At 67.2% G+C, this 19119-nt stretch carries 25 protein-coding genes, 1 tRNA gene and 2 pseudogenes; 18 read left to right on the forward strand and 10 right to left on the reverse strand.

Annotation, left to right across the window (positions count from 1 at the left end):
* The first annotated feature begins 147 nt into the window (after window positions 1–147).
* The 8 genes and pseudogenes from U9979_RS07325 (at window position 148) to rdgB (ending at window position 5489) form a co-directional block, all read left to right on the forward strand.
* A complete protein-coding gene (locus tag U9979_RS07325; RefSeq protein WP_322750940.1) occupies window positions 148–552 on the forward strand; it encodes a M67 family metallopeptidase in 405 nt (134 codons plus the stop codon).
* A gap of 208 nt (window positions 553–760) precedes the next feature.
* Window positions 761–1210 (forward strand): MoaD/ThiS family protein, encoded by a 450-nt coding sequence (locus U9979_RS07330; protein ID WP_322778769.1) that lies wholly within the window; start codon window positions 761–763, stop codon window positions 1208–1210.
* A 13-nt stretch (window positions 1211–1223) separates the two neighbouring features.
* Complete coding sequence (locus U9979_RS07335; protein WP_322750942.1) at window positions 1224–2171, forward strand: PLP-dependent cysteine synthase family protein; 948 nt, start codon at window positions 1224–1226, stop codon at window positions 2169–2171.
* A 180-nt stretch (window positions 2172–2351) separates the two neighbouring features.
* Window positions 2352–2549, forward strand: a pseudogene (locus U9979_RS25125) (hypothetical protein); the annotation flags it as partial.
* Between the two features lie 385 nt (window positions 2550–2934).
* A pseudogene (locus U9979_RS07345) lies at window positions 2935–3099 on the forward strand (glutamate racemase); the annotation flags it as partial.
* Between the two features lie 68 nt (window positions 3100–3167).
* Window positions 3168–3914 (forward strand): MBL fold metallo-hydrolase, encoded by a 747-nt coding sequence (locus tag U9979_RS07350; protein ID WP_322750943.1) that lies wholly within the window; start codon window positions 3168–3170, stop codon window positions 3912–3914.
* A gap of 156 nt (window positions 3915–4070) precedes the next feature.
* Window positions 4071–4829, forward strand: coding sequence for a ribonuclease PH (gene rph / locus U9979_RS07355; RefSeq protein WP_322755256.1), 759 nt, complete (start codon window positions 4071–4073; stop codon window positions 4827–4829).
* Between the two features lie 6 nt (window positions 4830–4835).
* Window positions 4836–5489: an RdgB/HAM1 family non-canonical purine NTP pyrophosphatase gene (rdgB, locus tag U9979_RS07360; RefSeq protein WP_322778770.1), complete on the forward strand. Its 654-nt coding sequence runs from the start codon at window positions 4836–4838 to the stop codon at window positions 5487–5489.
* A 596-nt stretch (window positions 5490–6085) separates the two neighbouring features.
* On the opposite strand, the gene U9979_RS07365 is transcribed toward rdgB, so the two are convergent.
* Window positions 6086–6364, reverse strand: coding sequence for a DUF6247 family protein (locus U9979_RS07365; protein WP_322778771.1), 279 nt, complete (start codon window positions 6362–6364; stop codon window positions 6086–6088).
* A 131-nt stretch (window positions 6365–6495) separates the two neighbouring features.
* Between U9979_RS07365 and U9979_RS07370 the strand changes: the two genes are divergently transcribed.
* The 5 genes from U9979_RS07370 (at window position 6496) to U9979_RS07390 (ending at window position 8969) form a co-directional block, all read left to right on the forward strand.
* A complete protein-coding gene (locus U9979_RS07370) occupies window positions 6496–6924 on the forward strand; it encodes a TIGR03668 family PPOX class F420-dependent oxidoreductase (RefSeq protein ID WP_322778772.1) in 429 nt (142 codons plus the stop codon).
* A 153-nt stretch (window positions 6925–7077) separates the two neighbouring features.
* Window positions 7078–7431: a hypothetical protein gene (locus tag U9979_RS07375; RefSeq protein WP_322751683.1), complete on the forward strand. Its 354-nt coding sequence runs from the start codon at window positions 7078–7080 to the stop codon at window positions 7429–7431.
* Window positions 7432–7789: 358 nt separating this feature from the next.
* Window positions 7790–8125, forward strand: coding sequence for a hypothetical protein (locus tag U9979_RS07380; RefSeq protein ID WP_322751682.1), 336 nt, complete (start codon window positions 7790–7792; stop codon window positions 8123–8125).
* A complete protein-coding gene (locus U9979_RS07385) occupies window positions 8122–8607 on the forward strand; it encodes a MerR family transcriptional regulator (RefSeq protein ID WP_322778773.1) in 486 nt (161 codons plus the stop codon). Before U9979_RS07380 ends, U9979_RS07385 begins: the two co-directional genes overlap by 4 nt.
* A complete protein-coding gene (locus U9979_RS07390) occupies window positions 8604–8969 on the forward strand; it encodes a hypothetical protein (RefSeq protein WP_322778774.1) in 366 nt (121 codons plus the stop codon). The genes U9979_RS07385 and U9979_RS07390 overlap by 4 nt, the downstream gene beginning before the upstream one ends.
* A 112-nt stretch (window positions 8970–9081) precedes the next feature.
* Here the strand turns inward: U9979_RS07390 and U9979_RS07395 are convergent, their stop codons facing one another.
* Together U9979_RS07395 and U9979_RS07400 are read right to left on the reverse strand one after the other, a co-directional pair.
* Window positions 9082–9825: an SDR family oxidoreductase gene (locus U9979_RS07395; protein ID WP_322751679.1), complete on the reverse strand. Its 744-nt coding sequence runs from the start codon at window positions 9823–9825 to the stop codon at window positions 9082–9084.
* 203 nt (window positions 9826–10028) lie between these two features.
* Window positions 10029–10409 (reverse strand): hypothetical protein, encoded by a 381-nt coding sequence (locus U9979_RS07400; RefSeq protein WP_322778775.1) that lies wholly within the window; start codon window positions 10407–10409, stop codon window positions 10029–10031.
* 204 nt (window positions 10410–10613) lie between these two features.
* Here U9979_RS07400 and U9979_RS07405 point away from each other — a divergent pair, with 204 nt between their 5' ends.
* Both U9979_RS07405 and U9979_RS07410 read left to right on the forward strand, forming a co-directional pair.
* On the forward strand, window positions 10614–10874 hold the full coding sequence (locus tag U9979_RS07405; RefSeq protein WP_322778776.1) for a hypothetical protein: 261 nt from the start codon (window positions 10614–10616) through the stop codon (window positions 10872–10874).
* Window positions 10875–11092: 218 nt separating this feature from the next.
* On the forward strand, window positions 11093–11365 hold the full coding sequence (locus U9979_RS07410) for a type II toxin-antitoxin system RelE/ParE family toxin (RefSeq protein WP_322778777.1): 273 nt from the start codon (window positions 11093–11095) through the stop codon (window positions 11363–11365).
* Between the two features lie 327 nt (window positions 11366–11692).
* On the opposite strand, the gene U9979_RS07415 is transcribed toward U9979_RS07410, so the two are convergent.
* The 7 genes from U9979_RS07415 to U9979_RS07445 all read right to left on the reverse strand — a co-directional run bounded on the left by U9979_RS07415 (window position 11693) and on the right by U9979_RS07445 (window position 16797).
* A tRNA-Leu gene (locus U9979_RS07415) sits at window positions 11693–11773 on the reverse strand.
* Between the two features lie 284 nt (window positions 11774–12057).
* Window positions 12058–12546: a thioredoxin-dependent thiol peroxidase gene (gene bcp, locus U9979_RS07420; RefSeq protein ID WP_322751105.1), complete on the reverse strand. Its 489-nt coding sequence runs from the start codon at window positions 12544–12546 to the stop codon at window positions 12058–12060.
* A 10-nt stretch (window positions 12547–12556) separates the two neighbouring features.
* Window positions 12557–13729 (reverse strand): class I SAM-dependent methyltransferase, encoded by a 1173-nt coding sequence (locus U9979_RS07425; protein ID WP_322778778.1) that lies wholly within the window; start codon window positions 13727–13729, stop codon window positions 12557–12559.
* A 144-nt stretch (window positions 13730–13873) separates the two neighbouring features.
* The gene (locus tag U9979_RS07430; protein WP_322778779.1) at window positions 13874–14644 is read right to left on the reverse strand and encodes a DsbA family protein; all 771 of its coding nucleotides are present in this window, start codon (window positions 14642–14644) and stop codon (window positions 13874–13876) included.
* Complete coding sequence (locus tag U9979_RS07435) at window positions 14641–15177, reverse strand: MauE/DoxX family redox-associated membrane protein (RefSeq protein ID WP_322751102.1); 537 nt, start codon at window positions 15175–15177, stop codon at window positions 14641–14643. The genes U9979_RS07430 and U9979_RS07435 overlap by 4 nt, the downstream gene beginning before the upstream one ends.
* A gap of 51 nt (window positions 15178–15228) precedes the next feature.
* Window positions 15229–15900, reverse strand: coding sequence for an SCO family protein (locus U9979_RS07440; protein WP_322751101.1), 672 nt, complete (start codon window positions 15898–15900; stop codon window positions 15229–15231).
* Between the two features lie 171 nt (window positions 15901–16071).
* Window positions 16072–16797: a hypothetical protein gene (locus U9979_RS07445; RefSeq protein ID WP_322778780.1), complete on the reverse strand. Its 726-nt coding sequence runs from the start codon at window positions 16795–16797 to the stop codon at window positions 16072–16074.
* Between the two features lie 539 nt (window positions 16798–17336).
* Here U9979_RS07445 and U9979_RS07450 point away from each other — a divergent pair.
* From U9979_RS07450 to U9979_RS07460, 3 genes are all read left to right on the forward strand, one after another.
* The gene (locus U9979_RS07450; RefSeq protein WP_322751099.1) at window positions 17337–17732 is read left to right on the forward strand and encodes a DUF3618 domain-containing protein; all 396 of its coding nucleotides are present in this window, start codon (window positions 17337–17339) and stop codon (window positions 17730–17732) included.
* A 54-nt stretch (window positions 17733–17786) separates the two neighbouring features.
* Window positions 17787–18392 (forward strand): histidine phosphatase family protein, encoded by a 606-nt coding sequence (locus U9979_RS07455; RefSeq protein WP_322778781.1) that lies wholly within the window; start codon window positions 17787–17789, stop codon window positions 18390–18392.
* A 171-nt stretch (window positions 18393–18563) separates the two neighbouring features.
* Window positions 18564–19119: catalase (locus U9979_RS07460; protein ID WP_322778782.1), on the forward strand; the 556-nt coding region annotated here is incomplete at its 3' end.

A 19119-nucleotide genomic window follows, 5' to 3' on the forward strand; every position in this document is an offset into this window, starting at 1 on the left:
TCGCAGACCTGTGGTCGAGTTGTACCTCTTCCTCGGTGACATGCAGGACCAGCTCGTGCACGTATTGCTGTGACGCCGGCGGGTCTTGCGCACCATGTCAGCCTGATGGCATCCCGTCGCCGATGCCACTCGTCATACGGTGGGTCCGTGCTGCGTATCGAACGAGCGGTCTATGAGGCCATCGTGGCCCATGCCCGACGAGACCATCCCGACGAGGCCTGCGGGATCGTCGCGGGACCAGCCGGCTCGGACCGTCCGGAGCGCTTCGTGGCCATGGAGAATGCGGAGCGGTCACCCACGTTCTACCGGTTCGACTCCGCGGAGCAGCTCACGGTCTGGCGTGAGATGGACGACCGGGACGAGGAGCCGGTAGTGATCTATCACTCACATACCGCCACCGAGGCGTACCCCTCCCGGACGGATATCTCGCTGGCTTCGCAACCGGGTGCCCATTACGTCCTCGCGTCCACCCGCGACTCCGAGCGGACCGAGTTCCGGTCGTTTCGCATCGTCGACGAAGTCGTCACCGAGGAGCCCGTGGAAATCCTCTGAGGCGTTCACGACGTTGTGCTGGGTGGCTGACTGTGTCCCCCCCGCGTCGATTCTCCGGGCGACCGCCGAACCGGCATGGTCAGCGGTCGCAGTGGGATGGGGCACGTCGTCCCGGCAGAGGTGATGATAAGGCGTTTGGTCGCGTCCGGCGGTGACGAGCGAGACAGTGCAACACCGTGCAACACCGTGCAACACCGAGAGGAGCACCATGGCAGTCCAGGTCCGCGTTCCGACGATCCTGCGCAGCTACACGGGTGGGTCCAAGGTCGTCGAGGGCGTCGGTGACACCCTCGACGCGCTGTTCATCGACATCGACAGCCGTTTTCCGGGTCTGCGGGGCCGGCTCATCTCCGGGGACGGCGGCGGTGAGCTCCATCGCTTCGTGAACATCTATGTCAACGATGAGGACGTCCGCTTCCTCGGTGGTCTTGATGCAAAGATCGCTGATGGTGACAATATAACCATATTGCCCGCCGTCGCCGGTGGCTCCGCCACGATACCGGCGACTTTGGGCGGGATCACCATATTGCCCGCCGTCGCCGGTGGCTCCGCCACGATACCGGCGACTTTGGGCGGGATCACCATATTGCCCGCCGTCGCCGGTGGCTCCGCCACGATACCGGCGGCCGCAGTCCCCCGAGCACTAGCAGGCAGGTAGGTCAGAAGAGCTGATGCGTTTCGACTCTCTGGTGGACTCGGTAGGCCACACCCCCCTGGTGGGCCTGCCGAGGCTCTCACCGTCACCGGATGTCCGGCTGTGGGCCAAGCTGGAACAGGACAACCCGACCGGTTCCATCAAGGATCGCGCGGCCTTGTGGATGATCGCTGATGGCGAGAAGCGCGGCATTCTCACCGCCGGCGCGACCGTCCTTGAACCGACCTCAGGTAATACAGGTATCTCGCTGGCCATGGTCTGCCGCCAGCGTGGCTATCGGCTGATCTGTGTGATGCCCGAGAACACCTCGGTCGAGCGGCGTCAGCTGCTCGGCATGTGGGGTGCCGAGATCGTCTACTCGCCTGCGGCCGGCGGCTCGAATGAGGCGGTGGCCGTGGCCAAGCGGATGGCCGCCGAACATCCTGACTGGGTGATGCTCTACCAGTACGGTAACCCGGCAAACGCGCAGGCGCATTATGAGACGACCGGGCCGGAACTCCTCGAGGATCTCCCTTCCATCACCCACTTTGTCGCGGGCCTCGGCACCACCGGGACGCTGATGGGCACCGGACGCTTCCTCCGCGAACGGGTACCGGATATTCGAGTCATCGCCGCGGAGCCCAGATATGGGGAGATCGTCTACGGGCTTCGCAATATTGACGAAGGATTCATTCCCGAGCTTTACGACGGGAGTGTACTCACCACCCGTATCTCCGTGGGTCCGAAGGAGTCACTGCGTCGGACGCGGGAGCTGGTTGAGACAGAAGGGATCTTCGCCGGGATCTCGACCGGATGCATCCTGCATGCGGCATTGATCGAGGCCGAGAAGTGCGTGCGGGCCGGTCAGCGTGCCGACATTGCCCTCATCGTCTGTGACGGCGGCTGGAAGTACCTGTCCACCGGTGCCTACGCGGGCACGCTGGAGGAAGCTGAGGCGGCGTTGGAGGGTCAGCTCTGGGCCTGATCGGAAGCCGTGGGGGTCTGCCTGGCCATCGACCCGGTGTGGTAATGGTCACGATTTTCTGTCCCGTGCCTGGGAAGTGGTTGGGATGCCTACGTGGGCCGGGGTGTCCAAAATTCGACACGGGTATCGTGACCACTGCCACAGGGTGAGAACCCGATTTCGGGCTTAGTCTGATCGCTCATGAGCGGCGCGCCCATCGGGGTATTCGACAGCGCAGGCGACGGCCACACCGTCATGCAGGCGATCCTCGATCAGCTCCTATCCGACTCCACCGGTCGTCCCGTCGGTGCCACGAGGCGTGGTCCCGGCCGACCGCGACCGCTGGCCGGGCCGCAGTGGTCGGCCGGTGGCTCCGTGGTCGAAACCAGGCGGTACGCCGGTGCGGAACCGTGCGACATCCGGCCGACCGAGGCGGTCTTTCTCGCGGCTGTGGCGGCCACCGGCGGCGCTCGTGCGCACGCCTCTTCGACCCGGGCAGCTGCCCGGCGCGTGGCCGTGACCCGCCGTGCCTTCATGGACCAGGCAGAGCGTGGTGAGACAGAGCGTGGTGAGACAAAGCGTGGTGAGACGAACAGCCGACAGCCGCCGGTACCGACCAGGACGTAGAGCGACCGGCAATAGGGATGCGGCGTTGCGGGGCCGGGGCACGCACCTCGCTGTGTTGTCGTCGGTCGCCACCCACCACCAGGGTGGCTCCATCCGCCGCCTCGCGATGCACGCACCCCGGCCCCGCTCCTTGATCCACGCCCCTATTGCCGGGCGCTCTTATCTGGCGCCATTTCAGGAAGTCGATGTGGACACAATAATCCCAGGTCGCACCCGTTATCCTTTGTTGACCGGCGTCATCGGCTTTTTTATGGGAGAGGGCGTCACATTGACGAGCAGCAGGAAAGAGATCGCGCAGGATGACTACCCGGAGTCGGCCCGGCTCCGTATAGGTGCACGGCCACGGACCGTTGTGGCGGGATTCGTGCCGGCGGGAGCGGGGGTGGCCCGATGAAGCTCACCGTGCTGGGTTGTTCGGGTACCTATCCGGGACCCCGGTCGGCGTGTTCCTCCTATCTGATCGAGTCCGACGGCTTTCGCCTGGTGGTGGACGCCGGGAATGGGTCGATGGGCGAACTACAGCGACACTGCGACCTGCGGGACGTCGATGCGGTACTCCTGTCGCATCTGCACGGCGACCACTGTCTCGATCTTGTGGTGAGTGCCTACGCCCGGCGGTACCATCCCGAGGGGATGCCCCCGAAGCTTCCGGTCTACGGGCCGATCAACACTCAGGAACGTCTCTGCGCGGCGTTTGAGCGTTGGCCCGATGATTCCCTGGCTGACATCTACGACTTTCAGACGATCAGTCCTGGACGCCTGAACGTGGGTCCCTTCCGGATCGATCTGGAAAGGGTGGCGCATCCGGTCGAGGCGTTCGGCATGCGGTTGACCGCCGACGGGCGGTCGCTGACCTACTCGGGTGATACCAGCGCCTGTGACCAGCTGCTACAGCTGGCCCGGGAAGCTGATCTGTTCCTGTGCGAAGCGGCCTACATGGATGTCCCGGACAACCCGCCGGGCATTCACCTGTCGGGGCGTGAGGCCGGTGAGCACGCCGCCAAGGCAGATGTCGGACGTCTCGTGCTCACCCACCTCGTGCCGTGGGGCGACACGCAGCGCAGTCACGAGGAAGCGGCCGGCGCCTTCGACGGCTCGCTGGCTCTCGCCGAGACCGGAGCGGTCTACGAGCTCTAGGTCCCGTCCGGTGGATATTGGTCGATGCGTGAGTCTTCGGGTGCTGGTGGCGGGTTGTGGCCGCTCGGCGGTCACAGCCCGGGTCAGCCAGCGCAAGGATGCCTGCGCGCGACGGCCGTGCGGTCCCCTTGCCGCCTGCCGGTAGGGTTGATCGTCGTGAAGCGTTCCGACGGCAGGACATTCGACGAACTTCGGCCAGTAGTGATCACTCGTGGTTGGCAGGACCATCCAGAGGGCTCCGCATTGATCGAGTTCGGGCGGACGCGGGTGTTGTGCGCCGCCTCGGTCACCGAGGGCGTACCGCGTTGGCGCAAGGGCAGCGGCCTGGGCTGGGTGACCGCGGAATACGCGATGTTGCCGCGGGCGACGAATACCCGCAATGATCGCGAAGCGGTGCGGGGTCGCATCGGTGGCCGCACCCATGAGATCTCTCGACTGATCGGCCGCAGCCTGCGCGTCAGCATCGACCTCAAGCTGCTCGGAGAGAATACGATCGCGATCGACTGCGACGTTCTGGTGGCCGACGGCGGTACCCGCACCGCGTCCATCACTGGCGCCTACCTGGCTTTGTCGGACGCGTGCGCATGGTTGGGCCGTCCGGATGCGATGATCCGCAGCGTGGCGGCGGTGAGCGTCGGCGTGGTTGCCGGTGAGCCGATGCTGGACCTCGCCTACGATGAGGATGCCGGCGCTGACACTGACATGAACGTGGTCTGCACCGGCGACGGTGGCTTCGTCGAGGTCCAGGGAACGGCGGAGGGTGTGCCGTTCGACCGGGTCATGCTCGACCGGCTGCTTGATCTGGGCGCCCAGGGATGCGCGCGACTGACCGAGATTCAGCGGGCGGCCCTTGCCGGGGTGCGTCCGGTGCCCTCAGGTGGGCCACGGTCGGCGACCCGGCCCTCGCCCCGGTGATCGCTGATGGCCTCCAATGACGATCGTGCGGTGCGTGGGGTCGTGTCCACGCGCGTCGTGCTGGCGAGCCGCAACGGCGCCAAGCTCGTCGAGCTGCGCCGCATTCTGGCGGCTGCGGGGCTCAGCGTCGAGTTGCTGGCACTGCCCGACGGCCCGGATGTGGCGGAGACCGGGGCAACCTTCGCCGAGAACGCGCTGATCAAGGCGCGGGACGCCGTGCGGGTCACCGGTCTGCCCGCCGTGGCGGACGATTCAGGGCTTGCGGTCGACGCCCTCAACGGGATGCCCGGGGTATTGTCCGCGCGGTGGGCCGGGTTGCTGTCTGGGGTGTCTGCGGCCGAGCGTGACGCCGCCAACAACGCGCTCGTGCTCGCCCAGTTGGCCGACGTGCCCGCGGCCCGGCGCGGCGCGGGGTTCGTGTGCGCGGCGGCCCTGGTGACCCCGGACGGCACCGAACAGGTCGTGCACGGCGAGATGCGCGGACGGCTGCTGACCGGGCCGCGCGGGACCGGCGGTTTCGGCTACGACCCGCTGTTCCTGGCTGACGGCGAGGACCGGACGAGTGCGGAGCTCAGCCCGGCCGAAAAGGACTCGATCAGTCACCGGGGGCGGGCCTTCGGAGAGCTCGCGGGTGTCCTGCGGGCGCGGCTCGGTATCTGACCGCGCCCGCCTGGTCGGCGCCCGCCTGGTCGGCTCCGGCCCGTGTCCGGGGAGCGGTCGGACATGTCCGGAGCGTTCCACGTGGAGATCTCCTATCGGGCGTTTGGTCACGTTCCGTGATTGACCTCCCGGTGTTGCGCGGACGACGGCGAATTCCGGCAAAATACATTGCGATAGACCACGCCAAAACGGGTACATGGAGGCCAATCGCCGTGTAAGCTAGAACCACCTGTAATCGATCAGTGACTATTTGCTATCGGCAGGGTAGGTTAAGGACGCGGCTGAGGTGTCCGGGTCGTTCCCATCCGTCCCCGACTCGTGACACCCCAGTCGCGTCCTCGATCACCCTCGGTGGCTGCTGATTCGAGTGACGGGTGCGCCGGCCTCGGCGCGCCAGGCACCGTCGGCGCGTGGGAAGGGGAGCGCCAGTCCGGCGTCTGCCGTCCGGCGGCTCCGGTAGCGGTCCTGGTCCCGTGCCGGCGTGCGAAAAGCCTGTCAGGCCGGTGGTGGTGTCAGCCGAGCCAGCGGACCCGCAGGACGGTGATGGTGCGCCAGCGTTCCTCTATCGTGCAATGCATCACGTATCGTGTAATGCATCACGCTGTTCGCTGGCGTACGTCACCCATCGCACCGTGTAGCGCTTCATCGGCGTCCGCCGGATTCGCGCACAGTACCGCCGCCGGCCACCATCGTTCGACCACATCCTGGACGGCATCCAGATCAAACTGGTCGTCGGCGTGCGCCAATGCGTTGCGAAATTCCGCCTCGAACTCAGCCCGGCGTTCCGGATCGAGCGCGGCATGGACCCCCGGCCCGGTCTTGTCCACCCGGATCCGCACCCCGTACAGCGGGGTCGTCACGTCCGCGTCAGCCATGGTCCCATTGTCTCGTCCTGCTGTCGGGACCGAAGGCGGGGGCATCGTTGCGTGCTGCTCTGTCCTGACGGCAGGTCTGTCGTAACGGTAAGTGCTCGTGGCGGTAGTGCTCGTGGCGGTAGGTATGGGGGATGAATCTGGACGCTGCTGAGGCACGCGGTCGGTTTGCCACCGCCGGGGTAGCCCGGCTGGCCACGGTGGACGCGGGCGGGCAGCCGCACCTGGTACCGGTGACCTTCGCACTCCACGATGACATGATCGTGATGGTCGTGGACCACAAGCCCAAGCGCTCGACGGCTCTGCGGCGTCTGGCCAATATCGCGGTCAATCCGAGCGTCAGCCTGATTGTCGATCATTACGCTGACGACTGGAACCAGTTGTGGTGGGCGCGTGCCGACGGCGTCGCCCGCATCGTCGAGGACGGATCCGCCTGGCGTGACGCGATTGACCAGCTGGTGGCGAAGTACGGCCAGTACCGGGAACGTCGACCGGCGGGCCCGGTCATGCTGGTGGAGGTCCGCCGCTGGACCGGCTGGGCCTATGCCGGTGTGAGTGGGTGAGCAGAAGAGCGCCCGATGACTCGGACGGTACGTCCGGATACGCCTACCCAGCCTACTGATCCGTACATGGTGGTCACCTGCGGGTAACGCGACCATCACATGATCAGGAGATCCTTACGTAGTGAATCTTGCCGTTTGGCGAGATGGGGTGGGATGTCGGAGCGGGAGGGGGCGGTGGGGCCGGTGGCGGCAGCCAGCGCAAACAGGGGCGGCGGTAGGGCGAAGGCCGGTGCTGAGGAGACTGGTGCTGGGGAGACCGGGGTCGGGCAGCTGCCCGTTCTCTATGGAGTCGTCCGCTTTGATTCGGGGGAGAATCGGCGGGTCCGTGACACAACGATCACGTTTGGTTCGGCCGAGTCGGCGGAACTGTTCGCCATCGAGAACGGCTGGCACGATTACCAGGTCACGCCGCTATTCTTCTTCACGGACGTCGCCGCAATGGTGGGGACCGGGATGTCGCTGGATGTCGCGTTGGCGCGCGCGGCCGACCGATCCGCGGCACGGTGAGGTTCGTCCCGAGAGCGTCCGGTAACTGACTTTTCATGCCATGGCCCTGCCGGGGTGGAGCTGTAGTGGCATGTCAGGCCGGTCGCACGACCGCTGCGGTGTCGTAGGCGATGATCTCGACAAAGCCGTTACCGACCTCGGAGGAGTCGAATTGGCAGGTCCGGGCCAACGACTCAGACCATGATCGGCGCGTGTTTGTTCTTGGGTACGCTTTTCGGGCCGATATGCGTACCTGACGACAAACACGCGCCGATCATGGGGATGGCAGGCGCTCCGGGGTTGCATCCGGTACCCGAGTACAGGCTTACCGTCAGTTCGAGGCGCTCGCGGGAGGGCGTCCGGAGCGAAGGAGAGAGCCGTGAGCGGATGCGGACCCGCCGGGTGCACCCTGCCGACCGAGGAACAGCCGTTGCGGCTGGCCGAATGGGACAGGCTGTTCACCGACTCGCTTGTCGAGGTCACCCGTAGGCGTCCCACGTCGCTCGTGTTGACGTTGACCGCCTCCGGCGGGGTGGAGGCCGAGGTCCGGGACCTGGCCGGGCGGGAGTCGTCGTGCTGTGCGTTCTTCCAGTTCACGGTCGCCTCGACCGGCGAGACGGTTGTCGTCGCGGTGAACGTGCCGGATGCGCGCGCGGACGTGCTCGACTGGATCGAAACCCGCACTGCCCCGACTGTGCACCGGAGCTGCCGGTGAGCCTGGGCGGCCTGCGCACCAGCGAGCTCGCCACCGCGGCCGGGGTGAACACCCAGACGCTGCGCTATTACGAGCGGCGGGGGCTGCTGGCCGCACCGGTGCGCACCCCGGGCGGGCACCGGCTCTATCCGGCCGAGGCGGTGAGCCTGCTGGGCGTCATCAAGGCCGCGCAGCGGCTCGGGTTCACCCTCGACGAGGTCGCCGAACTACTCGCCAGCGGCCGGCGCCGCCACCCCACCGGCGCGCTACGGGAACGTGCGGTCGCGAAACTCGACGAGATCAACATCAGGATCGAACATCTCGAGACCATCCGGACCGCGCTCGCCGGGGTGATCGAGGCCGGCTGCGACAGTCTCACCCACTGCACCTGCCCGGACTGCCCGTTGCCCTTCGTCGAGATAGCCCCGATCCCTCCGGGCGACATCGATCACGATCACGATGTTGTCCCGTCCCGCCACACCGCCACCAGGAGACGACCATGACCACCCTGCCCACCAGAGATCGTCGTGGTCCAGGCCCGGCACCGGCCGCGCTGGCGTACGTCCTCGCCGACAGCGAGGTCGACAGTGAGGAACCGCGCTCTCCCCGGCGGGTCGCGCTGTCCGGTGCGCTGGCCGTGGCCGCCTGCGCGGCGTGCTGCGCGCTCCCGCTGCTGGTCGGCGCGGGAACGCTCACCGCCGGCGCCGCCGCGGCGCTGAACCAGACCCTCCTCGCCGTCGCTGTCGGCCTTGTCGTGCTCGCGGTCGTGTTCTGGGGGCGCCACCAGCGACGCCGCACTGCCGTCCGTGCCGCGAGCAGCCACGGCGGCGGCACCTGCGGGTGCGGGGGCGGATGTTCCTGCTAGCGGCGCCCCTTCGTGGATCAGTCGCAGTTGGCCGCTCGTCCGCGGGTCCGGGTGAGACGATAGGCGGCTACCAAGTGCCAGGTAGCCGTCAGTGGCGAAGGAGCGGGTTGAGTCAGCGGCCTCCGGTGACGTCGAGGATCGCTCCGGTGACGTAGGACGCCTCGGGCGAGCACAGCCAGGTGATCGCGTGTGCGACCTCGTCGGGCTCACCGCCGCGACCCATCGGGACGCCGGTCGCGAGGCGCTCGATGCGGCCGGGTTGCCCGCCACTGGCGTGGATGTCGGTGCGGATGAGGCCGGGGCGGACGGCGTTGACCCGGATGCCGTCGGCCGCGACCTCCTTGGCCAGGCCGATCGTCATGGTGTCGATGGCGCCCTTGGAGGCTGCGTAGTCGATGTACTCGCCTGGGCTGCCGAGGCGGGCGGCTGCCGAGGAGACATTGACGATGACGCCACCCGCTGCACCGTGCCGCGTCGACATGCGCCGGATCGCATGCCCGGCGCACAGGAAGGCACCGACGACGTTGACGGCGAACATGGCGACGAGCCGGTCGTGGGTCATCTCCTCGACCCGTGCCGGTCCGGCGACGATGCCCGCATTGTTGACCAGCGCCGCCACCGGTCCCATGGCGTCCGCGGCCATGAACAGTGCGGCGACCGCGTCCGGCGAGGTGACATCGGTGGGAACGGCGACGGCGGCCACGCCGGCGGCCTTGCATTCCGCCACGACCTGTCGGGCCGATGCGGCGGCTGCTCGGAAGCCGATGCAGACGTCCCAGCCACGGCGGGCCAGCAGGACCGCCGTGGCCGCGCCTATCCCACGGCTACCGCCTGTGACAACCGCCACGCTGCGCATCCGTGACCTCCCGGAGTGATTCTCCACCGCGAGCGAGCACCCATCAGCAACGGTCCGACGTTCTGCCTACGGACCTGGCCCCGGCACTTGGCCGGTTTCAGGGACGTGGCTGATCGTGGAAGTCCAGGAGGGGGCGTTGGGGGCGTGGTTGTGCTGTCTCCGGCCGAACTCGGCACTCCTCTGCGAGTCGAGCCAAATCCTCATTAGCGCATACGCAACGTGACAGATTGGGTATTGAATTCACATTTCACATCGCCGACATCAACAATAAATCTAGATTCCTCTGACTGGATATCGCGGGTTACACCTTCAAGCGTGCTACCCGATCGCGTATCGTAGCCGTCGATCTGAGTTATTCGGAGATTGGCGATGTCGCCGAATTCAAGGTCCACCGGACGGCCCGACGACTCAATTTTACGCCAGTCTCCAGAATAGCGAAACCCGAGAACCAGCGTCACGTCGGCAACAAGAAAGGAAATCTTCTCAAGAATGGCATTGTTATGTAAATCCACGAGCCCGCTAGGTGTTTGAAAATCGACTTTGGGGAAATTGTCGCGCCACGGCTCTAGACCATTGAAGATCACAATCTCGTTCCTACCCCCTACAGGCCTATTTTATCGAGATACTTCCTCACTAATCTTATGTCATCCCAGGTCGCCTCCCTGACTGCACATCCACGCCACGATCCTGTCGGTTACATCCCGGACTCGCTGGGCCGCCGTACTCCGAGATCGTGCTATAGCGGATCGCGCGAGACTGTTGGGCGATCATAGAAGGGGAAGGTCGACGTGCCAGAAGTTGCTGCGGAGTCGTGGGTGCCGTGCACGTTCGGCGAAGTCCTCGACGCGGCGCACGAGTATCGGATCCGTCACGGGATGGCTGACATTTCCGAGGATGAGGCGATGGACCTTGCGCTGGAAGCGCAGGGCGACGTACGTGCTGAAATGCGTGCCGAGGGCGGCCTCTTGTCCTTGACAGCGCGATCTGAGATGTTGCGATCTAGGATCGCGGTGCGCTGGACCCGCGTCTCAAGGCGCATGGTGATGTAAGGAGGTGAGCGCGTGTCTGAGACGATGATCGACACTGTGTACGAGACGACGGACGAAGAGGACGAATACGACCGTCAGTGTCTTGATGCTGCGCTTGCCGAAGGCTGCGACCCGGTACGCCTTCCGGGCGTTCTTGGCCGAGCTCGGGATCGATCCGGACAACCTCGACGACGACGAGGTATGAAGGCTGTCGTACGCAAACGGCAAGATAAGGCGCTGTGGCGGGCGGTGAGTCGTACAAGGTCGAGATCGACCCGCATGCCCAGCATGCCTTCCGGAAGCTTTCCCGTGATGTTCAGAACCGGCTGACCAAGGTCATTCTTGCGTTGGAGCACACGCCGCGGCCTGTCGGCTGCAAGGCGGTCGTCGGCCAACCGGGTTACTGGCGTATCCAGGTCGGCGACTATCGGGTGATCTACACAGTGTGGGACGACGTGCTCGTGGTCCTGGTTGTGGAGCTCGGCCATCGCCGCGACGTCTACCGCCGTTGACCGCGGGCGGGTCCTCCGTCCGGCTTGGGTTCGACGGGGTGGGCGTGTCATCGACTCAGACCATGATCGGCGCGTGTTTGTTCTTGGGTACGCTTTTCGGGCCGATATGCGTACCTGACGACAAACATGCGCTGATCTTGTGGATGGCGTTGATCATGGAGATGGTGCTGATCTTGGGGATGGTTCTGTGCCGCGCATGGTCCGTGAACCGTCGATCGCCGCCGGGGACGACTGGACACCACCGGACACGACCGGATCGGGTAGTTGATCGACTACATAGGCTGTGGCCTGCGGAAACGCTGGAAAATAGCTGGTCGGATCTACCGGTGCGGGAGGGGGGACTTGAACCCCCACGCCCGAAGGCGGCAGATCCTAAGTCTGCTGCGTCTGCCATTCCGCCACTCCCGCGTAGGTACCACAGTAGCGATCGGCGGGCGTGTGCTGTCGCCGGTGACCGCGAACCCGCCCGTGGATCGCGGTCACCGGCGACAGGCGTGTCGGAGGCGGCCAGGATCTGACGATGCGCCTGACGGCCTCCGACATCCAGCCTGCCGGCCCGGCCGCCACGCGACCAGGGGCCTCTGGGCGCCCACTGACGGGTGCCTCCGGCGGGCGCCCAGAGGCCCGTCCGCGGGTGCCGGTATGGTCATCCGGCGGGTCCGTGAGGGCTTCCCGCGGGTGCAGGTACGGGGTCAGCCGGCCAGACCGAGATCGCGGATGAGTTTGGCGACGTGGCCGGTCGCCCGGACGTTGTACAGCGCTTTCTCGATCTTTCCGTCGGCGCCCACGACGAAGGTCGACCGGATCACACCGAGGGTCTTCTTGCCGTACAGCGTCTTCTCGCCGTAGGCGCCGTAGGCCGTGAGCGTCGCCCGGTCCGGGTCGGACAGCAACGGGAAGGTGAGCCCCTCGTTGTCACGGAACTTCGCCAGCTTCGCCGGCTTGTCCGGGGAGATGCCCAGCACGTCGATCCCGGCGCCGTTGAGCTGCACGAGGCTGTCCCGGAAGTCGCAGGCCTGCTTGGTACAGCCGGGCGTGGAGGCAGCCGGGTAGAAGTACACGACCACCGCTCGCCCCCGGTAGGCGGCGAGCGACACATCCGTGCCGTCGGCGTCGGGCAAGGTGAAATCCGGGGCGGTGTCACCAGGGGTGAGACGGGCAGCGGCGGCAGTCTCGGTCATGGCCGGAAAGTTAGTCCGACGGCCGCCCTGTCGCAAACCCGCCCCCTGGCACATGCCCTGGCCCATGCCCGTGCGCACGCCGGGGTGGTCGCGTTGCCGGCGCGGAACGGACGGCGAGCGGCTCGACCCCCGCCGCCGTCGCCACCCCGACGAACGCAGTCGGATCCACCTGGTCGGCGGCCCATCGGCGTAGCTCGTTCACGATCAATGCGGAAAGGTCGACTCCGGCGTCGGCGTCCGCGTCGGCGAAGACCAAGGGGTCGATCGCGACGTCCATGATGACCAGGAAGGTGCGGCCGTCACCGACGATACGGCCGCAACCCACCGCGCGGCCCGGTTCGTCGACGGCCTCCACGCACAGCCCGGCCAGACTGCCGGCAAGGGCGTCCGCCGCGGCTTCGGGCCCAGGGTCGGGCAGGCCGCCGGCGGTGCGCAGTCGGCGCAGCTCCGCCACATCGGGCATCCGGTGGACGACCACGAACCCACCGACCGACAGCGACAGTGACCGCGAGGTGGGCTGGCCGCCGGTCGTCGTTCCCGGTATCGGTTCGATGAGCGCCGGATGGATGGACGTCGGGCCGGGTCGGACCCCAACCACGAGCGTGTCAAACGCCGTGTGCCTGTGGCCGTCGAGATCAGGCGGGCGCGGTATGCGGCCGGCTCGGCTGATCCGCAGCGGCGGGCCGGCGGCCAGGTCCGTCAGCAGTTCGTCGGCGTCGAGCAGGCGTTCGAGCTGGACCGGTGCGCCGGGTTCGCTCGTCGGGCTGGCGCGGTCCTGCCCGAGTAGCAGCAACGTTCCACCCGGGATGATCGCGTTCACCGCATCACACAGAACCGCACGCCGCTCGCTGGGCGGCAGGTGAAGATAGCAGATAGTGACAAGGTTGTAGGACCTGGGCCTCGGTGTCCAGCCCAGGACGTCGGCGTGGATCCAGTCCGGCGTCACGTCGAACCGGCGGGACAGTTCCCGTGCCTTGCGGATCGCGACATCCGAGAAGTCCAGACCCGTGACCCGCCAGCCCTGCGTGGCAAGCCAGACTGCGTTGCGGCCCACCCCGCAGGCCAGATCGAGGGCCCGGCCCGGGTGCAGGCCGGTGAGTTGTTCGATCACGACCGGGTTCGGCTCGGCGGTCCAGCGCAGGCCGGTTCCGGCGTGCCGGCGGTCCCACTGGGCGGCGTCCACAGCCGCTATCTCACCTCGTGCGGCCGTGGACTGCCGGGCCCAAGGGTGTGTGAGGGCGGTTCTTTTCGCACACCCGGAGGCCCTCAGGGACTCTCAGACGCCCCACATTCGGGCCGGCGGCGTTGTTACCGGGCGGCACCGCCGTTACCGGGCGGCACCGGCTACCGTGGCGGTGAAGCCGTCCACCGTCAGGGCCTGCGCGGCAAGCTGACTGCCGTTGACGAACACGGTTGGGGTGCCGTTCACGCCGCGCTTGGACGCATCATCCTCCACCTTCGCGACATAACCGTTGTATGTGCCGTTGTTCACGGCGTCGGTGAATGCCGCGGATGTCAGCCCTACCTTGCCGCCGAGTTCGGTCAATGTGGTGTTGGTGAAGCCGCCGGTTCTCTCGGCTGGCTGATTGGCATAGAGGACGTCGTGGTATTCTTTGAACCTGCTTTCCTGGGCGGCGGCGGCGGCGTTCGCGGCCCGTACCGACTCCGGCCCCAGAAATGACATCATGTGATAGACGGCTTTGATTTTTCCGGCGTCAATCAGTTGCTGGACGGTGGGGCCGAGCGATGTTTCGAGATTCTCGCAGATGGGGCACTGGAAGTCCTCGTAGAAGTCGACGGTGACCGGGGCCTTCGCCGTTCCGACGACGATCCCGTTGTCGCTCCCGGTCGCGTTCGCCGGCAGCACGACGGGTGTGGCGACCGTCCGGCTGCTCTGGACGGCGAAGCCGATCACGCCGACCAGCGCGAGCACAGCCACGGCAACCGACGCGATGATGATGCGCTGGCGTCGCCGCGCATGCGCGGCCTCGGCGGCTCGGGCCGCGGCGGCCTTTTCCCGTCGGGCCTCATCACGACCCGCAGGCCGCCGTCCGGCCGGGGCGTCTTTCGGCCCGTCCTTGCCTGAAGTGGCGTTCATCGATTCTCCTGGAACGGTCGGTCGAGGAGACGGTCGAGGGTCAGTACGCTGTGCGGCCAGCGCACCAACAGGCCGCTCGCGACGAGGAGCAGACTGTCCCGCACGATTTCCTCGGTGTAGTGGGTGGGCGCGTCCGCGGTAAGGTCGCCGCCGGCTGAGAAACAGCCGCATTCGATGTGCAGCCCGCGTGCTGCCGCGGCCGTGATCGCTGCGATATAAGTGGCGAGCAGCAGGGTGGACACGACAGCGCCCACCCGCACGGCCAGGCCCACGAGCAGCAGCAGGCCGAGCGCGATCTCCACAAACGGGACGGCGTACGCGACCGGATGGACGAATGATTCAGGCAGAATGCGGAAGGCCCGGACCGACCGCACCATTCCCTGCGGATCACCGATCTTGAGGATACCGGCGGCGAGCCAGATCGCGGCCAGACCGAACCGCAGCACGGTCGCGAGGGTCCGCGCCATCCGTGGGCCGGTAACCCACGCCTGAAGCGGTCTCCTGCCGGCTGTGGCGGTACCGGGAATGTCCACAGGGCTGTCCGCTGTCCGTTCCCATTTCACGGGGTCACGTGTTTCATGGCGTCACGTCGTCTTTCCGGTGTTGACCAGGACCGGCAGGTCATGGACATAGTCGGCGACCTGGGTTCCGGCCAGATACAGGACCGTGGCCTTGTCGTTCTTGGTGAATGCTATGACTTGCGTCCCATGGGTAACGGTATAGCTGCCATTTGGCTGGCGGACCGGTTCCTCGAGCGGGATACCGAGAGCGTCCGCCTGCGCGTGCACCTGCGTCAAGGTGCCGCGGACGCCCATGAAGGACGGGTCGAACTGGTTCAGCCATTGACCCAGGACGCCGCCGGTGTCGCGGTCGGGGTCGGTGGTGACGAACACCGTCGCCACCTGTGCGCGTACCGCGGTCGGCACCACGTTGAGCGCCGCTGCGATGTCAGCCATCGTCGTCGGGCAGACGTCGGGGCAGTGGGTATAGCCGAAGAACACCAGCGTGACCTTCCCCGCCGTCCGCGAGCGCAGGTCGAACGGGGCTCCGGCGGTGTCTGTCAGGTTCATGGCCGGCTTGTCGATCGGCTGCGGGACCGCTGTTCCACGCAGCCCGGTGGACGCCCCGGAGTCGTCCATGATGGTGACCGCTGACTCGCTACCCGCGGAGCAGCCGGCAGTGACGAGTACAAACGCGGTCAGCGGCACGGCGGCCAGCAGTCGGCGTCGGCGCGTGAGTGGAAAAGATAGTTGCATAACTCCTCGTGGTGAGTGGGCGTCGCACGAAAATGGGAACGACAAATATGGCAATGACCGAGCCGGTGGACGACCGAGCCGGTGGACGACCGAACCGGCAGGCACAGCCCACGCCCGACGGTCTGTGGGAGATCGCCTGAGGGTTCGGCGCGAGCGTGGCGTGACCGACGGTCAGACCGCCGCGGGCACGGCGGCGAGGGCGGGCCGGCGCGGCGGTCCGCGCCGTGCCAGGACGTAACGCAGACAGACCATGGGCAGCCAGGACGGGCGCCGGCGGCCAACGGGTCGGCCGCGGGTTGGTGCGGCGATCGTGACCGGCGCGACGGGTGGGCTCAGGTGGCTGGACAGCAGACGTATGACTGCGCGGGCCGCAGTTGTGCCGTGTCGCAGCCACCACAGCACTCCCGCCGCGGCCAGCATGTGGGCGCTCAGCACGATCAGGCCCCGTGCGTCAGGCGTCCACCCGGCACTGTGGATGGTGGTGCGGAAGTTCCCGGCAGCGCTGCCGGCCGCGCCGCCGGCAGTGCCTGCGCCCGGGTTTCCCAGGCGTCCGAGAGCGGTGCCACCGGTGCCGGGCGGGTGGCAGAGCAGGCGGGCGGCCAGGGACGAGTGGGATGTTCGCGGCGACGCGGACATGGCGAGGAGCCCGTGCAGGCCCGCCTGGGTCATGACCGCCACCGCGTACCCCACCGGTCCGTCGAGCCCCGGGCGCCTGCCGGTGGGCAGCAGACGTCCGCCGGCGGTGAGGCCCGTGGCGAGCGCGATCATGCCAACCGTGATGAAGAGGATCGGCACGAAACCGGGCGTCGGCCCGGTCGACGGTAGATGGGCGAGCATCGCCAGCGCGACGGACGGCACGGCGAACCGGACGCCCTGCCCGAATGGCCCGCGCCACATCGCGCTCGCGGCGGACAGACGCGGGCGAACAGTGCGCCCCGGCCGCCATCGCCGCCAGCGCGGATGTCGTCGGCAGCTCACCCGACCAGGGTAAACACCGGCGCGTGGGCCGCGGTTTTCGCCGGTCCCGCCGGGGCCGGTGAGCTGTGCCGCTCGCCGCCGTTTCGCCTCGCGCTTTTGTGCCCGTTCTGGCACGATCCTCGGCAGTGCTGCGGGCCAGGCGTCGCACTGCTTCGCGATCCACCGGTCCCCGACGATCGCACTGCCGGAGACCACCGGATCCTTGGCGTCGACTCGGGAGTTCGTGGCTGTCACAGTGTTGCCGGTCGCTCTAAGAGTGCCCGGCAACAGGGGTGTGGATCAAGGAACGGGGCTGGGGCGCGTAGATCGTGAGGCGGAGGAGGAAGTCACCCTGGTGTTGGGTGGCGACCGACGACAACACAGCGAGGTGCGTGCCCCAGCCCCGCGACGCCGCGTCCCCTATTGCCGGCACTCTAAGGCCAGGTAGGCAGTCATCGCGCGGAGGAAGGGCGACATTGGTGCCGCAGGACCCGGCTGCCATCCAGCAGCAGATCGAGAACACCCGTGCCGAGCTGGCGGTAACCCTGGATGCAATTGCCGAGCTCGTGAGTCCCAGAAGGGTCGTCGAGCGGACCGGCGAGCAGATCAGGGGCCGGGTGGCTGAACTTCGTCAGAAGGTGATCTCCGGTAGCTTCGCCGGGCCGGATGCGATCACCACGGGATTCCGCGGGGAGGACGGGGAGGCTTTCGACGTCGGTGCGTCACCGGATGGGCAGCTCCTTGCCGGTGATACCGGTTCGGGATACGGCTTGCGACGCACCGTTCGGTGGGATCGGGTCCTCATAGCCGGGAGCGCCCTGCTACTGGCTGTCGGGGTCGGTCGTCGCCGCCGCCGTCGTCGTCGAGCCCAGTGACATTGGACTGCGTGGTGTGAGTTGCCGGCAATCCCCGTTCCCTCAGGTCGGCTCGTGCTGCTCCGCCATGGCGAGACCGGGTGGAGCCGGTCCGGTCGGCACACCGGTGTCACAGACGTGCCACTCACGCCGGCCGGGGAGAAACAGGCCGCCCGACGTGCGGACAGGCTCGCCGCCTGGTCCTTCGCCCTGGTCGCGGCGAGCCCGAGGCAGCGTGCCCTGCGGACGGCCGAACTCGCCGGCCTGACCCGTTCGGCCGACCATCGCGACCGGGCTGCTGCCGGTGCAGGGGTGGCGCGGTTCGAGGTCTGGGACGATCTCGCCGAGTGGAACTACGGAGAGTTCGAGGGAGTCACGACGCCTGACATCCGCCGATCAGTGCCAGATTGGACGGTGTGGACCGGACCCACCCGCGGAGGTGAGACCCCCGCCCAGGTCGGCGGCCGCGCCGATGTGGTGATCGGACGCGTCCTGTCGTACCTGGAACGAGGTGACGTAGCCCTGGTCGGGCACGGCCACATGCTGCGGGTGCTGGTGGCGCGCTGGCTGGAGCTCGATCCGGTTCTCGGCGCCCGGTTCGTGCTGGACGCCGGTGGGCTGTCCATCCTCGGGCACGAGCACGAGACGCGTGCGGTCCTGCGGCTGAACGAGCCGGCATAGGTGACCTGGTTCGTGGTTCGTGGTTTGCGGTTCGTGGTTCGGGAGTATCCAGCGGCCCCCGGCGGGTAGGCCTTCTTCACGCAGGCCCCGTCGGTGCGGCGGACCGCACCGACGGACAGGGCTGCACCGAGGAACAGGGCCGCCACGACGACTGGACAGGAGTGAGCCTCAATGACCGAGTCTCGACCACCTGCGAACCAGACATCCGCGAACCAGACATCCGCGACGACGACTGATGCGGGCATCCCGGCCGCCAGCGACGAGCACTCGCTGTCCGTCGGCCCGGACGGCCCGCTGCTGCTCCAGGACCACTACCTGGTCCAGAAGATGGCGCAGTTCAACCGGGAACGGGTGCCCGAGCGGGTCGTCCATGCCAAGGGGGGCGGTGCGCACGGTTACTTCGAGGTGACCGCGGACGTCACCCCCTACACGAGGGCCGCGTTCCTCGCCGAGGTGGGCAGGCGCACGGACGTGTTTGTCCGCTTCTCCACGGTGGCGGGGGAGCTCGGCAGCGCTGACACGGTTCGTGACCCGCGTGGCTTCGCGATCAAGTTCTACACCGAGGAGGGTAACTACGACCTGGTCGGCAACAACACGCCGATCTTCTTCGTACGCGACCCGAGTAAGTTCCAGGACTTCATCCACTCGCAGAAGCGGCGTGCCGACAACCACCTGCGAGACAACAACATGCAGTGGGACTTCTGGACGCTGTCACCCGAATCCGCCC

Source organism: Protofrankia sp. Cas4 (assembly GCF_963555915.1).
In the GTDB taxonomy this organism is placed as follows: domain Bacteria; phylum Actinomycetota; class Actinomycetes; order Frankiales; family Frankiaceae; genus Protofrankia.